Origin of the sequence: Actinomyces israelii DSM 43320 (assembly GCF_000711965.1) — a bacterium.
In the GTDB taxonomy this organism is placed as follows: domain Bacteria; phylum Actinomycetota; class Actinomycetes; order Actinomycetales; family Actinomycetaceae; genus Actinomyces; species Actinomyces israelii.
Window position 1 is genome coordinate 79535 of the sequence record NZ_JONS01000016.1, and the last position, 15055, is coordinate 94589.

11 protein-coding genes are annotated in these 15055 nt (G+C 72.6%); 6 read left to right on the forward strand and 5 right to left on the reverse strand.

Going from position 1 to position 15055, the window contains the following annotated elements; all coding sequences use genetic code 11:
* Window positions 1-72 precede the first annotated feature (72 nt).
* From O145_RS16430 to O145_RS07365, 3 genes are read left to right on the forward strand one after another with little or no spacing between them, the layout of a single operon-like run.
* Window positions 73-1458, forward strand: a complete 1386-nt coding sequence (locus tag O145_RS16430; protein WP_052374810.1) for an endolysin-like domain-containing protein — start codon at window positions 73-75, stop codon at window positions 1456-1458.
* 15 nt (window positions 1459-1473) lie between these two features.
* Window positions 1474-1767 carry a hypothetical protein gene (locus O145_RS07360; RefSeq protein ID WP_156966648.1) on the forward strand — a complete coding sequence of 98 codons (294 nt, stop codon included), beginning with the start codon at window positions 1474-1476 and terminating at the stop codon, window positions 1765-1767.
* Window positions 1764-2228, forward strand: a complete 465-nt coding sequence (locus O145_RS07365; protein ID WP_043561789.1) for a hypothetical protein — start codon at window positions 1764-1766, stop codon at window positions 2226-2228. The genes O145_RS07360 and O145_RS07365 overlap by 4 nt, the downstream gene beginning before the upstream one ends.
* 118 nt (window positions 2229-2346) lie before the next feature.
* Here O145_RS07365 and O145_RS07370 read toward each other — a convergent pair whose 3' ends face one another.
* From O145_RS07370 to O145_RS07385, 4 genes are all read right to left on the reverse strand, one after another.
* Complete coding sequence (locus O145_RS07370; RefSeq protein WP_043561791.1) at window positions 2347-2760, reverse strand: hypothetical protein; 414 nt, start codon at window positions 2758-2760, stop codon at window positions 2347-2349.
* 190 nt (window positions 2761-2950) lie between these two features.
* Window positions 2951-5116 (reverse strand): DUF6541 family protein, encoded by a 2166-nt coding sequence (locus O145_RS19020; RefSeq protein WP_043561794.1) that lies wholly within the window; start codon window positions 5114-5116, stop codon window positions 2951-2953.
* Window positions 5113-6417, reverse strand: coding sequence for a nucleotide sugar dehydrogenase (locus tag O145_RS07380; protein ID WP_043561797.1), 1305 nt, complete (start codon window positions 6415-6417; stop codon window positions 5113-5115). The genes O145_RS19020 and O145_RS07380 overlap by 4 nt, the downstream gene beginning before the upstream one ends.
* 185 nt (window positions 6418-6602) lie before the next feature.
* Window positions 6603-7853, reverse strand: coding sequence for a glycosyltransferase family 4 protein (locus O145_RS07385; RefSeq protein WP_043561866.1), 1251 nt, complete (start codon window positions 7851-7853; stop codon window positions 6603-6605).
* Between the two features lie 144 nt (window positions 7854-7997).
* Here O145_RS07385 and O145_RS07390 point away from each other — a divergent pair, with 144 nt between their 5' ends.
* Window positions 7998-9653: an asparagine synthase-related protein gene (locus O145_RS07390; RefSeq protein WP_043561799.1), complete on the forward strand. Its 1656-nt coding sequence runs from the start codon at window positions 7998-8000 to the stop codon at window positions 9651-9653.
* A 67-nt stretch (window positions 9654-9720) separates the two neighbouring features.
* A complete protein-coding gene (gene wecB, locus O145_RS07395; protein ID WP_043561802.1) occupies window positions 9721-10800 on the forward strand; it encodes a non-hydrolyzing UDP-N-acetylglucosamine 2-epimerase in 1080 nt (359 codons plus the stop codon).
* A 25-nt stretch (window positions 10801-10825) separates the two neighbouring features.
* On the opposite strand, the gene O145_RS07400 is transcribed toward wecB, so the two are convergent.
* Window positions 10826-11923, reverse strand: coding sequence for a glycosyltransferase (locus tag O145_RS07400; protein ID WP_043561805.1), 1098 nt, complete (start codon window positions 11921-11923; stop codon window positions 10826-10828).
* A gap of 111 nt (window positions 11924-12034) precedes the next feature.
* Here O145_RS07400 and O145_RS07405 point away from each other — a divergent pair, with 111 nt between their 5' ends.
* Entirely contained in the window at window positions 12035-12985 is a 951-nt protein-coding gene (locus O145_RS07405; RefSeq protein ID WP_043561810.1) for a glycosyltransferase family protein, read from the forward strand.
* The last annotated feature ends 2070 nt before the right edge of the window (window positions 12986-15055 follow it).

Sequence of the window (15055 nt, forward strand, 5' to 3'; positions counted from 1 at the left end):
ACCGCACGGAAAGGAGAACGCAATGCCGCACAGGGCCAAGACCGGCCTCGACCACTACGGAGGTGAATGTGTATGACTGCCGTGAATGAGTACGCGGCCAACGAGATGCGGTACTGGTGCCGGACGAACGACTTCGGCGGCGTCGGCTACTCCCAGCCGAGGCGCTGGTCGGCGTACGACAACAGCAACTGGGAGGGGTGGTTGACCGGCCCGGGCGAGGCGGACTGCTCCGCCGCGGTGGCCGGCGCCTACAACATCGCTTTCCACCAGTGCGGAGCCAAGTACCCGTACTTCCCCCGCAGCACCTGGACCGGGTCCCTCGCCGCAGAGGCCGCCTCTCGCGGCTTCTCCAATATCGGCAGCACCTGGACCGGCAACGTGCCGGACGGCGGTTTCCGCGTCGGCGACCTCCTGCTGCGCACCGCCGGCGACAGCGGTCACGTAGCCATGGCCGTCCGTGACTCGGGCGACGACTCGTTCGATCCGTACAACCCGACCATTGCAGAGCTGTGGATCGACTCGGCGGGCAGTATCTACGGCAGCGCCGGCGGCGACGGCAGCAGCGCCGATGACAATGGCGGCGAGTCCCGCCTGTCGAAGTACTCCTCCCACCCGCTGACACGGGGCGCCAAGTGGTCCACGTGCCTGCGCTACACCGGCACCGGCGGCAGCGGTTCGGGCGGGGCGTCCGACTACCAGCTCTCCAGCATCCAGGCCGCCGTCCTGAGGGCCGCCGACACCGTCGGCTGCCCCTGGTGGGCAGCGCTCGCCTGCCTCCAGATGGAGACGGGCGAGAAGGGCGCCAACATATACGGCCACGACGCCGGCGGCGCCATGAGCGGAGCGGGCGAGGTCACGGAGGAGAACTTCCGACAGTTCTACGCCCTGATCTCCAACGGTCACACCTCCAACGGTGTCGGCCCTCTGCAGATCACCTATCCGGGCTACTTCCTCAACGACCCGGACAGGCACTGGTGGGACCCGGAGAAGAGCTCCGAAGTCGGCTGCTCCATCCTCCGCGATCTCATCAAGTCGGAAGGCGACTCCTACGAGGCTCTTCGCCGCGTGGGCAGCCGCTACAACTCGGGCAACGCCCAGAGTGCATATCAATCATACGGCGTTCCTTTCAGCAACGCCTGCCGATCCTGGTACAACTACGGCCGCCCCGCAGGGGGCGGAGAAGGAGATGAACTCATGGCTTCCGAAGCCGTCAACCTGCTCACCGAGATCCGCAACGCTCTGCGCTACGGCAAGGCCAACGATCACCCCGCCGGCGACGTCATCTGGGCGCTGGATGACATCCGGCTCGATCAGAAGAAGCTGCGTGACGACGTCGTCGCCATGCGCGCCGACCTCTCCCGCCTCGCCGCAGCGGCTCCGGCCCCCTCTCCCAAGCCCAAGGCGGCGGCCTCCGCCCCTGCGGCTGCGAGTGAGGCGGCGGGCACCGAGACCGCCTGATCCGGGACGACGCGCATGGATGCAGTCACCGCGTTGGCGACCGCGCCCGCCGTCGTCGCCATGGTGACCCTGGCCAGGGACCTCGGCCTGCCCAGCAGGCTGGCGTCCCTGGCCGCCGTCGTCCTGGGCGTAGCCCTGTCCGTGGCCGACTACGCCCTGGCGGGTACCGGTATCTACGCCTCCGTCAGCTCCGGCCTGGTCCTGGGCCTGGGCGCAGCGGGCCTGTACGACACCGCCCGTATTATCGGCCGCCCGGTCGCCGGCGGGGTCGAGCAGTCTGCCGCGACGGCGGAGCCTGCTGCCGCATGACGCCGGCGCCGCACCCCGTGGTGCAGGTGCTCACCGCCCCGGAGGTGGTCACCGCCTCCACGGTCGCGGTCGCCGCGATCCTGGGGCTGCTGGGCGCGCTTATCCGCGCCCAGACCCGCCGCGTCGAGCAGGGCCTGTCCAGGCTCTGGGCTCGCGTCGAGGCCGCCCGGACCGCTGCCGACGCGGCCCGGGACGGCGTGACCAACCAGCACGGCACCCACCTGCGCGAGGACCTGGACGAGGTGCGCGCTCAGCTCTCGACGGTCCTGGCCCGGCTCGACACCGCTGAGACGGCCAGACAGACCGACGTCGAGCGGCAGGACGCCACCTTGAGCGCAATCTCCACCAGGGTTGCCCGCGTCGAGACGCAGGCCGATGGCCTGCGCGCCGACATCCGCGCCCTCGATGGCAGAGTCACCCGCCAGGACCAGGCCCTGCAGGACCGGCTCACCGAGAACTGATCCGCACCACGAGCGCGCACGACAAGGCCCCTCCACCGGATACTCCGGTGGAGGGGCCCTACTCGCGTCCGCTGCTACAGGACGGTGGTCGGGGAGCTCATATCGTGAGTCGCCTTTCTCACCTCGCGGCCACGACGCTCGCGCCATGCGCCACTATGCGCCGTAGAGACCGCTGAAAGGCCTCCACCACCCAGGTGGGGACCTCGAGCTCCATGGCGAGCACCCCGATGCTGGAGCCGACCAGGGCCTCAGCCTCCATGTACTCGGCGACACCCACCAACCGGCAGGCGACGCTCATGTCTATGCGGGTCTCGACGGCGATCGGCTGCGGCCCCTCGTCCCCGCGGCGAGCATGCTCCATCTCGTGCATCAGAGTCGGCACCGCCATCCAGTCGGGCAGACTCGCATGCAGGTAGATCGTCCGGGTAGGAAGCATGTACAGGCCCCTGCAGCCGTTGGGAATCGTGGCCCAGGAGACGGTGATGCCTTCAGCGAGGCACTGGTCAACGAGGATGTCCAGGGAGGGTCTCATGGTCGGGGACGCTACCCTGCGGGTGCGACACGATCGGCGACGCCTTAAACCGTCCGGACTGCGCGGCGCTGCCGCCCGGCGACCGCAGCGATCGGCACGGCTGGTGCGCGCGCCGGCTGCCGGCCGTCATCGGCCCCGCACTGGACCGAGCCGGCCCCGAGCCGGAAGCGAACCGATCTCGGCGCGGGGCTCAGCCCTCGCAGGAGGTGATGCGCCACAGGCTGAGCGTGCTCGTGGACGCCACCGGCTCCATGCCGTCCGTGGGCCAGTCCGCCAGGGCCCTGTCCCAGCGCAGAGGCGCCTGCCGATCCTCCCACATGGTCCCGCTCCGGTCGGTCCGCAGGTAGTACTCGGCTCCGACCTCGTGCAGAAGCCGGCAGGTCGTCGAGCCCGGCCGCAGGTCCGGGGCGACGGCGGCGAGCCTGTCCGCAGCCGATCCGACCGTCGGCCTCGACCGCAGCGGGTAGAGGACATCGACGCCCCCGAGCGACCACAGGTAGCTCTCTCCTCTGGCAGGAGCCCCCAGGACCACGGCGTCCTCGGGAAGGAGATCACCCAGACCCGAGATGAACTCCACGTCCTCGGGCGTGAGCATCATGCCGTAGGCGATCCGGTCGGCGTCGTGAACCGAGCGCACCAGCTTCGCGTGCAGTGGCAGGCGCCCCACGGCCGTGGCGCACACGAGCGCGAGAAGAAGGGCGACCATCTTGCGCCCAGGGCGCTTGTCGAGCAGATGGCGCAGCCCCATGGCGGCGAGGACGAGGCCGGGGATAATGACCAGCGGCTGGATGCGCGCCTTCTGCAGGTACCACAGGGCCCCGATCCGGCGCCCCCACCACTGCGGTCCGCCGACGAGCGTGAGGAGCAACAGCGCCAGCGCGGCCGTCACCAGCCACGGGCGCGCCCGGGGCACGCGCACGGCAGCCAGCACGGCCAGGCCGCACACCACGATGCCCAGCGGCACCCCGATGCTCATCGGCATCCCCTTGAAGGCGAACGGCCCGTACTGCGGCAGGTCGAGCAGAGACTGACCAAGGGCCCCCAGCAGGTTTCCCCCGGAGCGGGGATACTTCCAGACCCATGCCAGGGACTCGCGCATCTTCCACGCCCCCAGCAGGGCGAAGACGGCGAGCACGGCCAGGGCGCGCAGCGTCAGCGTCCTGCGCCGGCCGCCGGCGCGCACCAGGCGGACGACGAGGACGGCCGCCAGCGGCCCGAGGAGCACCATGGTGTTGAAGGTCCCCGCGCCGTGGGCCAGGACCACTCCGGCCCCTCCGCCCACGAACAGCAGACCGTTCATGAGCAGACCGGAGAACGGCGTTGATGGTGCTGTGGGCTCTGCGGGCTCTGTGGGCTCCGCTGATGCTGCAGGCTCCGCCGACACAGACGGCGCTGCCGGTGCTGCCGGTGCTGCCGGTGCTGCGGACTCCGCCAACTCAGCCAACTCTGCCGACGCCTCGGACTCCGCGGGCGCTGCCGGCGCCGTCCGGGAGTCCCGCGCGAAGGCGTCCTCGAAAGCGCCCTCGCAGGGCAGGGAGCGCAGCAGGCGCAGGCCCAGGACGACAACCCCGGGCAGGCAGACCACGCTCAGGCTGTAGGCCCACACCGCCAGGGTGCCCAGCAGCATGGTCGGGGCGCCGACCGTGGCGGCGCTCAGGACGGCGCCCAGCGCGATCGCGGTGCGGCTGCGGGACTGCGCGCCGTCGTCGAGAACCTCGACGAGCAGACCGGTGATGCCGAGCGGCCAGGCCAGGGCCCCCACGACGAGCACCATCGAGTTCGAGGCGACAGCCACATCAGCGGGCAGCAGTGCGACCACCCCGTGCCACACGGTGGGGTAGTAGGTGGGCGCGCCCTGGTAGAGCGCCGCCATGCTGCCGAAGCTGGAGGCGTTGCCCAGCTGCCGGATCGCCTGGACGGCGTTGAAGTGGAAGACAATGTCGAAGGACTGGGCCGGGGTGGACATCGACCCCATGCCGGCCAGTATCCCGACGGCGAGGATGAGGCACGCCGCCACCACTGCGGCCGGCACCCGCAGGTCGGGGCGCCGGGGACCGGACCCGCCCCGGGACGGGCCGGCGGGCAGCGGCCAGCGCCCGGACCAGACGCGGCGGGCGATGACGAGGATGCCGGCGGCCAGCGCCGTCACTCCGGCGATCACGCCCCAGCCCCAGGGGACCCAGGCCCACCCGGCGAGCGCGGCCAGGATCTCGGACGTGCCGATGACGGCGCAGCTCAGCGGCAGCGCGGCGCTGGCAGCGGCCCAGCCGCGCACGCCCCCCACCCGGGCCAGAAGCAGCCCGGGGGAGACCAGGAGCGCAGCCGCCAGCAGGACGCCTGCGACGACGTGGATCATTCGCCACCGCCAATGGTCAGGCGGGGCACGCCCGCCCACCTGCCCGCCTCGGTGACGCGGCGGCCGTCGAGCAGCAGCCTGACTCCGGGGATGTCGGCGGGGGCGAGGTCGCGGTACTCGGGGTGGTCGGCCTGGACAATGGCGACGTCTGCCCGCTCCCCCAGGTGGTAGGGGGCCCAGCCGAAGGCGGCGAGCTCGTCGTCGGTGTACATGGGGTCGTGGACGAGCACCTCGGCGCCGGCCTCGCGCAGGGCGGCCACGGTGGGGAAGACGCCGGAGAAGGCCGTCTCCTTGACGCCCCCGCGGTAGGAGGCTCCCAGCACCACCGTCCGCAGGCCTGTGAGGTCCCCGAGGACATCCTTGGCGCGGCCCACGACGTAGGCGGGCATGGTGGCGTTGAACTGGCGCGCCGTGCGCACCACGGAGGCGTCGGGGTCGGTGGACAGGTACAGGCGCGGGTAGACGGGGATGCAGTGGCCGCCCACGGCGATGCCGGGGCGGTGGATGTGGGAGTAGGGCTGGGAGTTGCAGGCGTCGATGACGCGCTCGATGTCGAATCCGGCCCTGTCGGCGTAGACGGCGAACTGGTTCGCCAGGCCGATGTTGACGTCCCGGTAGGTGGTCTCGGCGAGCTTGGCCATCTCGGCGGCCTCGGCGGTACCCATGTCCCACACGCCGTTGGGGCGGGGCAGGTCGGGACGGGGGTCGAAGTCGAGGACGTCCTCGTAGAAGGCGATGCCGGCGGCCGTGCCCGCCTCATCCAGACCGCCCACGAGCTTGGGGTAGCGGCGCAGGTCGGCGAAGACGCGGCCCGTCAGCACCCGCTCGGGGCTGAAGACGAGGTGGAAGTCGGCGCCCTCGACCAGCCCGCTGACCTCCTCGATGAGCGGCTTCCAGCGGCCGCGGGTGGTGCCGACCGGCAGAGTCGTCTCGTAGGAGATGAGCGTGCCCGGCGTCAGGTGCTCGGCCAGGGAGCGCGTGGCGGCGTCCATGAGCGTGAAGTCCGGCTCCCAGGTGGCGTCATCGACGAACAGGGGCACCACCAGGACGATCGCGTCCGCGCCCGGAACCGCTTCGGCGTAGTCGGTGGTGGCCCGCAGGGCGCCGCTGCCCGTGGCCGGGCTCAGGGCCGCGAGCTTGTCTGCGAGATGCGCCTCGCCCGGGAAGGGCTCGCGACCCGCGTTGACGGCCTCCACCGTGACGGGGTTGACGTCCACGCCGACGACCTCATGTCCTTTCTCGGCGTACTGGACCGCTAGAGGCAGCCCGATCTTGCCAAGGGCGACAACGGAAATGCGCATGGCTCCTCCGGTAGGGGTAGTTGGGGTGGACACAGTCTATGTCCGTCTTCACCGGTCCCCGGTCGCAGGACTGTCATGGGGGCTTACGAGGGCGCCTGCCGCCGGTACCGGGACTGGACGAGAGGCGCAGCCGTGCTGGCACGCCGCCGAGAGAGGGAGGCATCACATCCCGGATGCCGGCGGGATCAGGGACACAGCACCGCCCGCAGGGTCCGGGCCACGGCCTCACCGGTGGCCTTCAGCGAGCGGTTGTCCAGCACCCAGCACGATAGGCGAGCGGCCCGCCCGGGATCGTCAGGCGCCTCGAGCGCGGCGACCATGGCCCGGGCGACGGCGTCCACGTCATAGCTCGCGGCCCAGCCCAGGTGCTCACGCTCGACATCGGCCACAACCGGTCCGGTCCCGGCATAGACGACCGGCACGCCACAGCCCAGGGCTGCCAGGACCTTGGTGGGGTAGGCGAAGTCATAGCCCTGCCCCGGGATGATGGACACGAGGCTGGCCACGGCACCGCGCTGCCAGCGGGCGGCCTCCTGGGCGGGAAGAAGACCGTGCATAACGACGCCGGGCAGACCGTCTGGTCCGACGGGCAGCCGGCGAGCCAGATCGCCGATTCGTTCCCAGTCCGAGCCCTGCCCCAGGTAGAGGATCTGGGCCGTGGGGTGCGTGCGGCGGGCCTTCTCCAGAGCCTGGACGAAGACACCGGCGCCCTGCCATTCCGAGGCGGTGCCCGCATAGACGAAGTAGGGACCGGTCAGCCCCATGGCAACACGCTCCTCAGAACCGGGCCGCGCACCATCGGGGGTGAAGGTGGAGGTGTCCACGCCGTTGGGCACGATGACGACGTCCCGGGCCCCCATGGCGCGGGCCCGCTCGGCGACGCCCTCGTTGACGGCAATGACGCGAACGGCGCCGCGCACGGCCCAGGACTCTATGGCCCGCACGACGCGAACCACAATGTCCGAGGCGCCGGTAGAGGCGGTGGCGTCGGACCACACATCGGGCGCGTACCAGACATAGGGCAAACGGCGCAGGGCGCACACGGCCCGGACGACGACGCCGGTGGTGGGCGGAGGCTCGACGAGAACGATGTCGGGCCGACTGGCCGTCCCCAGACGCAGGGCCACAGGCAGGTCGTAGGACATGTAGGGCAGGTAACCGCGCAAGTAGCCCGAGGCATCCCGTAGAGCGGGCCAGCGCGAGACGCGCACGCCCTCGGGGTCGTCGGGCACGGGCGCGGGCGCACCTTCGCGCCCGGGAGTGGTCGTGGTCAGGACGCGCACGGGCACTCCGTGACGCGCCAGTGCACGCTCAACGCCGTCCAGGCGGAAGGAGGCGGCTGCGGCTTCGGGCAGGTGGATGCGAGTAACCAAGAGGGCGCCGCCACCGCAGCGCCGCGGCCTGCGGGACTTGTCCAGATTAGCTCCAGCGCTCACGCGGCTCACGCGTCCTCCCTCGTGCCAGTGACTGCGCCCATGATCTTAATAGGACGAGCGACTGCCAGGTGCAGGACCGGACGCGTGGGTAGGATTGCGTTCAGCCATGCCCGTTGGAGGTGCCCGCGCAGCAAGGAGAGCGTAGTGCAAATCGATCTCAGGCTCACGGCTCCCGGCTGGGCGGAGAGCTCCGGCTCCACCGACCCCGGCGGCGCCGATAGCGCCGTCGTCGTGGTGCGCGCGGACCGTCCCTGCGCCGACCCCGTCTCCCCCGCCGTCCTGCGCGACCACCCGGGCCGCCTGGCGGCCGTGCGCGTGGAGGAGGAGCGCGTCGTCCTGGCCGTTGACCGCCTGCGCTCCTGGCCCCTGTTCTGGACGGTGACGGGGCGGGGCGACGACCGCCGCCTGCTCGTGGCCGACTCGGCGGAGGCGGTTCTGGGCGCCCTGGAGGATCCGGCGGCCTGCCCCGCCGCGCTCGAGGAGCTTCAGGACGCGGGTTTCGTGACGGGTCCGCGCACCTTCCTGGAGGGCGTCCACCAGGTGGAGCAGGGCGCCGTGGTCGCGGTGGACCGGTCCACGGGCCGCCCCGCCCAGGACGACTACGCCTTCTTCCGCTACGCCGACGACGAGGTCGACGACCCCGAGGCCTTCGGCGGCCTCTTCCTGGAGGCCCTGGACGCGGCCATGGGCCGCCTGCTGGAGCGCGCCGCCGGACGACGCCTTGCCATCCCCCTGTCGGGGGGCCTGGACTCGCGCCTGCTCGTGGCCTGGCTGCGCCTGCACGGGGTGGAGGACGTGATGGCCTTCACCTACGGGCTGCCCGGCTCGCGGGAGATGGCGGTCTCGCAGTCGGTGGCGCGCTCGGCCGGCTACCCGTGGCACGGGGTGGAGATCGAGCGCACCGCCCTGCTGGAGGTGTGGAACTCCGAGCGCACGGCGTCCTTCCTGCGCCAGGCCAGCGCCCTGTCCGCCCTGCCGCACGTGCAGGACTGGTACGCCCTGTGCCGGCTCGTGGACGACGGCGTGCTGCGGCCGGGCGACGTCATCCTGCCCGGGCACACGATCGTGGGCAATATGCACGACGAGAAGCTCCTCGAGGAGGTGCCCGTCTCCCGCGCGGCGATCGCCCGGGCGCTGCTGCGCCACCACCACTCCCTGCGCGGGCGCGCCCGCCGGGCCGAGCGCAGCGCCTGGACGGCGCCGCCTGTGCGCCGCGCCCTGACGCTCGGCGGCATGACCGCCCCGACGACGCAGCCGGCGGCCACCGCGGCGGCCCAGGGGCGGGTCGTGCGCAGCGTCATCGAGGGCTACAACATCCGCGAGCGCCAGACGAAGTACATCAACAACTCGATGCGGGCCTACGAGCAGCTGGGCCTGGAGTGGGCCCTGCCCATGCTCGACGTCGAGATGTGGCGGGCCTGGGCGCGGGGCAGCGCGGCCCTGACCGCGACGCGGTCCTTCTACCGATCGGTCATCGACGACCTGTGGGCGCGGGTGACGGGACGGGAGCCGACCGGCTACTTCCAGGCGACGAGGGTGTCGGCCGCCACTCGCTCGCGCCTGCGCGCCGGCCTTGAGGCCATGCACCTGCTGGGCGCGGCCGAGCGGGGTTTCTCCACCTGGGCGTCCCTGCACTCCCCCATGGGCTTCGACGCCCTCGTGACGGACATGCCCCGCCCGCTCCTGACGACCCGGCTCCTGGGGGGCTGGACGGTGCCGGGGGCGTGGGCCCGGGCCTTCACGCGCGACACCTGGTGCGAGCCGGCGCACCTGTTCGGCGACCTGGGCCGGCCCGCCTGAGCCGGGCCCGGTTCCCGGCCCCGCAGCACCGAGGGAACGACGACGGCGCCTGGCATAGGGTGTGCGCATGCGCGTCATGTCCGTCGTGGGAGCCCGGCCCCAGTTCGTCAAGCTCGCTCCCGTCGACCACGCCTTGCACGAGGCCGAAGTCGAGCACGCAATCGTCCACACGGGTCAGCACTACGACCCCATGCTCTCCGACGTCTTCTTCCAGGACCTGGGCATCAGCGCCCCGGACCTCCACCTGGGGGTGGGCTCGGGGTCCCACGGCCACCAGACTGGCGCCATGCTCGGCGCCATGGATGACGCCCTGGGGCGCCTGGCGCCCGACTGGGTCCTCGTCTACGGGGACACGAACTCCACGCTGGCCGGGGCGCTCAGCGCGGTCAAGCTCCACGTGCCGGTGGCGCACCTGGAGGCCGGCCTGCGCTCCTTCAACCGGGCCATGCCAGAGGAGATCAACCGCGTCCTGACCGACCACGCCGCCGACCTGCTCCTGGCGCCCACGGCCGTGGCCGCAGCCCACCTCGAGCACGAGGGCCTGGCGGGGCGCACGCGCGTCGTCGGGGACGTCATGACCGACGTCCTGCTCAGCGTGCGCGACCGGGTCGCGGACTCCCCCTGCCCCGTGACCGCCAGGCTGGGGCTGGAGACCGGCTCCTACTCCCTGGCGACGATCCACCGGGCGGAGAACACCGACGACGCCGCGCGCCTGAGCGACATCCTCGACTCCCTGGCCGAGGTGGACCACCCCGTCGTCCTCCTGGCCCACCCGCGCCTGGTCGCCAAGTGCGGGCAGCACTGCCTGAGCCTGACCGACCGGGGGGCGCTGCGCGTCCTGCCGCCCCTGGCCTACCCCGACCTCATCGCCTCGGCCCTCCACGCGCGCGGCGTGATCACGGACTCCGGCGGCCTGCAGAAGGAGGCCTTCCTGCTGCGAGTGCCCTGCACCACCGTGCGCCCCCAGACGGAGTGGGTGGAGACGGTCGAGCTGGGCTGGAACACGCTCGTCGAGCCCGGCCCGGCCCTGCGGCGGGCGGCCTCCCGGCCGCGCCCGGCCGAGCCGGCCCCGGAGCGGGCCCATCCCTACGGCGACGGGCGCGCCGCCGGGCGCGTAGCCCAGGTGCTCCTGGCCGAGGCCCGCTGAGGGACCCCGAGCCCACCGAGGGGGCTCAGCTGCGCCGCACGGCGCCCAGGACGTCCACGACCCGCTGGGCGCGGGCCTCCCAGGTGTGGTCGGCGCGGACCTCATGGGTGCGCGCCCGGGCCCGCTCGACGCGGGCGGAGTCGGCGACCAGGGCGGTGAGCCGGGAGCCGATGGCGTCGGCGTCGTAGGGCAGGGTCCATCCGCAGCCCTGAGAGGCCACCAGGTCCCCGGCGAGCGTCCCGGCGGTGGCCAGGACGGGCAGCCCGTGACCGAGGTACTCGAAGAGCTTGACGGGGGCCGCGAACGCCCAGTACTCGTCGGCATCAACAAGCAGAACGCCGGCGTCGGCCTCCCGGTAGAGGGCCTCCAGCCCCTCTCCGGAGCGGTGCACCACCCGCACCCGATCGTTCATGAGCGGCTCGTAGTCGGCGCGCGCGGCCTCCCACTGGGACTCGTGGGTGCAGATCGTCAGGGTCACGTCCCGGGGCGCGGAGACAACCGCGCGCACGCACTCCTGGAGGCGGTAGTGGTAGCCCAAGCCGCCCACATAGAGCAGGCGCAGGCCCTCACCCGGCACATGGTTGTCGACGATCACGCCGCCGGGGGGCAGCGGCTCCATGCGGTCGGGGGGGAAGGCGGGGACGTAGTGGCCCATCTGCGCCGAGGGCAGGAAGAGGACATCGACGAGGCGCCGGTACCAGGCCAGGTCGTAGCGGTAGACGGCGCGCATGAGGGCGGCCAGGGGGCGGCCCACCGAGGCCTCGTAGTCAGCAAAGGCCCAGTACATGTCGCGGTAGAACAGGCCCGTGGGGACTCCGTGGCGGCGCACCAGGGAGAACAGCGCGGGGTCGAGGACGGGGTGGGGCGGCAGGTGGCGCGCCCCGGCGAGCATGGTGGGAATGGTGGCGCACTCGGAGTAGAGGAGGTCGATCCTCTGGCCCTCGCGCAGGCGGCCGGCCAGGGCGCGCACGCGCCTGCGGCGCTCGGCGGGGGCGCCGGTGACGTCGAGGACCTCGTACCCCAGGGCGGCGAAGGCGTCCATCATCCGCCAGGGCCGGATCCCCGAGGCCGAGCGCGCCTGGCGGTCGATGGGGAAGGGCGTGTGGAAGACCATTGTGGGCATGCTCGTCTCCAGTTCCTCCGGCGGCCCGCGCCACCGTCGAGCCACTATCCTAGAGCAGCGGCCGCAGGCCGCCGGGGCGTCTGCCCCGGATCGCGCAGACGGGAGACGAGCATGGAGCGCAGCCCCCTGGATCTCAGGGTCGCCCATGTGGGCGATGTCGCCGGTGTCGGCTCGGCCCTTGTGACCCAGGCGCGCGCCACGGGTCACCGCTGGATGCTCTACACCCTGCCGGCCGTACGCGGTCCGCTGGTGGCGGCCGCGGCCAGGCGGGCGGTGGACGCCGTGCGCTGGCTGCGCACGCGCCCGGGGGCCGACGTCGTGCACGTCCACTACGGCCCCAACGGCTACTACGGCTGGGGGACGCGCACCCCCTACGTGCTGCACCTGCACGGCTCGGACGTGCGCATGGACCTGCACCGCCCGGTGGCCAGGGAGCTGACGCTGCTCGGCCTGAAGAAGGCGGCCGCGGTCCTGTACTCCACCCAGGACCTGGCCGAGGCGGTGACCGCGCTGCGCCCGGACGCCCAGTGGCTGCCCAATCCCCTGTCGCTGGAGGCGATGGAGGGCGAGCGGCCCGGGCCCGTGCCCGGCCGCGTGGTCTTCTCCTCGCGCTGGGATGACACGAAGGGCGGCGAGGCGCTCGTCGACGCCGTGGCGGCCCTCGTGGCCGACGGCGTGGAGGTCCACGGCGTGAGCTGGGGCGTCCTGGCCCCCCGGGCGGAGGCGGCGGGTGCGCGGCTGCACCCGCTCATGGCACGTCCGGCGTTCCTGGACCTCATGGCCGGCGCGGAGGTGGTCGTGGGCCAGCACTCCTTCGGGGTGCCGGGCATGACCGAGCTGCAGGCGATGGCCCTGGGCCGGCCGGTGGTCATGCAGGCGCCGGGCGCGCCGGTGATCGCCTCCACCGCAGACACCCTGCCCGAACGGGTGCGCTGGGCGCTGAACCACCCCGATCAGGCGGAGCAGACGGCGGAGCGGGCCCGGGCCTGGTGCCTGGCCGCGCACGCGCCGTCCGCCGTCGTGGAGCGCCTCGACGCCCTCTACGCGCGCCTGGCGGGCTGATCTCAGACCATATGGGGGTGGGGTCTGATGGCTTGCGGGCCGGGGCCTGGCGTGTGCGACCTCGTGGGTCGTTGGCGGCTGTGAGGGGGTCGGGGTGCCGACATGCATAGGAGGCCCCGGTGCTTGCCGGGTGCAGGAGTCTGAGACTGGGTGCTCGTGCCCGTTCCATCAAGGCTGCGGCGGTCGATGCGCTGACGGGTGAGCTGATTGGCAGGACGGTGCCCGGTGGTGCCGGCGAGGTCATGGCGCTGGTCACGCGGCCTGCGGGCGGGGTGCGGGGGTGTCAGGGCGACGCTGTGAGGCCGGTCCGACCGGTCTCGGGCGGGCCCGGGGCCCTGGCCGAGGAGCGGGGTCGCCCGCAGGGTGGCGGCGCCCTCCAGGCTGCTGCGCCCTAGCGGCGAGCGGGCCCGGGACCGATCGCACGGTGCGCGATCCTGCTGGCCCGCCTGGCGCACCGCGACGATATCGCCCGTGGTGCGAGTCCCCACCCGCTTGCCAGGAGGGGCCCGTGACCTGGTGCGCTCGCGCCCCGGGTGCCCGCGGCAACCTGATTGAGGGCCCGCCACCGCCTGCCCCAGGACGCTGCTGCGCCGCGGGATCGTCTATGACGGCGCCAGGGGCGCGGAACCCGGACCCCGCGGGCGCCCTGGCTGCGGGACGTGCTGTGACATTGATATTGGCCCGGGCGGCCGGACCCCGCGGGCGCCCTGGCTGCGGCGTGTCCGCCGCGACCACGTGTGGGCTGCTGGGTGTGTCTCGGGCTGTGGTTGATTGTGTTGGTCGGGCGGCTTTGTTACTGCTTACCGGATCGTGTTCGGCCTCGCTCTGCGTCCGGTACCCGAGCGCCGAGTGAAGACGCGTCTGACTTGTGTACCGGGCTCGATCCGGGAGGCAGTGTCGTTGATGGCCTTGCGTCTGGTGGGGTGCACCATTGGCGTGGGCTCTTTCGTTCCTTCAGGGTCGCACCCGCCGACCTCCGCCCGGGCGCCCGCCCAGCACGCCCCGCGGTCCTGCCCACCGAAGGAGGAGTGCCGTAGCCTTTCAGGTGCCTGGCGAGCCGGGCGGAGGCGTGCCGGGCTGCCGCGGCCCGGGGCGGGGCGGAAGATCGTCTTGTCCCTCCTCGTCGGGCACCTGCGGGCCGCCATATCGATCGCCTCGCACACCAGGGGCCGGTGCCGCGCGTGGTCGCCCCAGTGGCGTACCCGACCGCTTTCTGGGTGCAGCAGCCCGGGGACGGTCGCCAGACAGATCGGGTCCCTCCCCGGGTTCTGATACAGGTGGATGCCGCCCACCCACCTCACTCCCGGGCCTGCTGGCGGCGGGAGCCCCGCTTGACCAGGCCGGGACGCGAGACTCCGGGCCCGGCGGCCCGGGCGGTGGCGCCGGGTCCCTCTCGGCGGGGCCGCGGCCTGGCGGGCCCTGGGAACGCACGGGCGGGTGCGCACCGCCTCGCGGCCCTGCGCCCGCGCCCCCGCGGCCGCAGGGCCGCGGTGACGCGCCGGTACCCGCAGGGCTCCGTCCGAGGCACCGAGCTCAGTCCTGATGAAAAGGACCAGTCCGCGTCGTCTGGTGGCAGCCGCCGACACCCGGCCCGCCGGCTCGCGGTAGCCCGACCCCCGGGCACCCCGGCCCCGCCGGCACACCAGCACAGGCCGGGCAGCCGTGCCCCTGGCGACCAGTGGCCTCCTACCCCGGGAGCCGCTTCCGCACCCCCACCCTTCGCGAAGTACGCCGCTGCTTCTTCCAGACAGCCCGCACCACCACTCCCGGCGCTGCGGACTGCCAGGCGCGCAGCCCCCCGGGCCCCAGCCGACCCGCCGCGGAAACCCTCCTCACCCCCGGACGGCGGAATGACCCCTGCACTACCCGCCCACCCAGCCCACCACTCCTCTGCGCCGGCAGACCACTGACAAGCAGACACCAACACGATCCTCCGACCCCTTCACCCACGCTCTCACGCACAACCCGCAACCCCGAGCCCATCCGAGCACCACGCTCCCGACACAACCCCACCCTGTCCCGCCACCAGAACACCGGGCCCCCACTGTCCAAGAAAAACCACTCACTCCA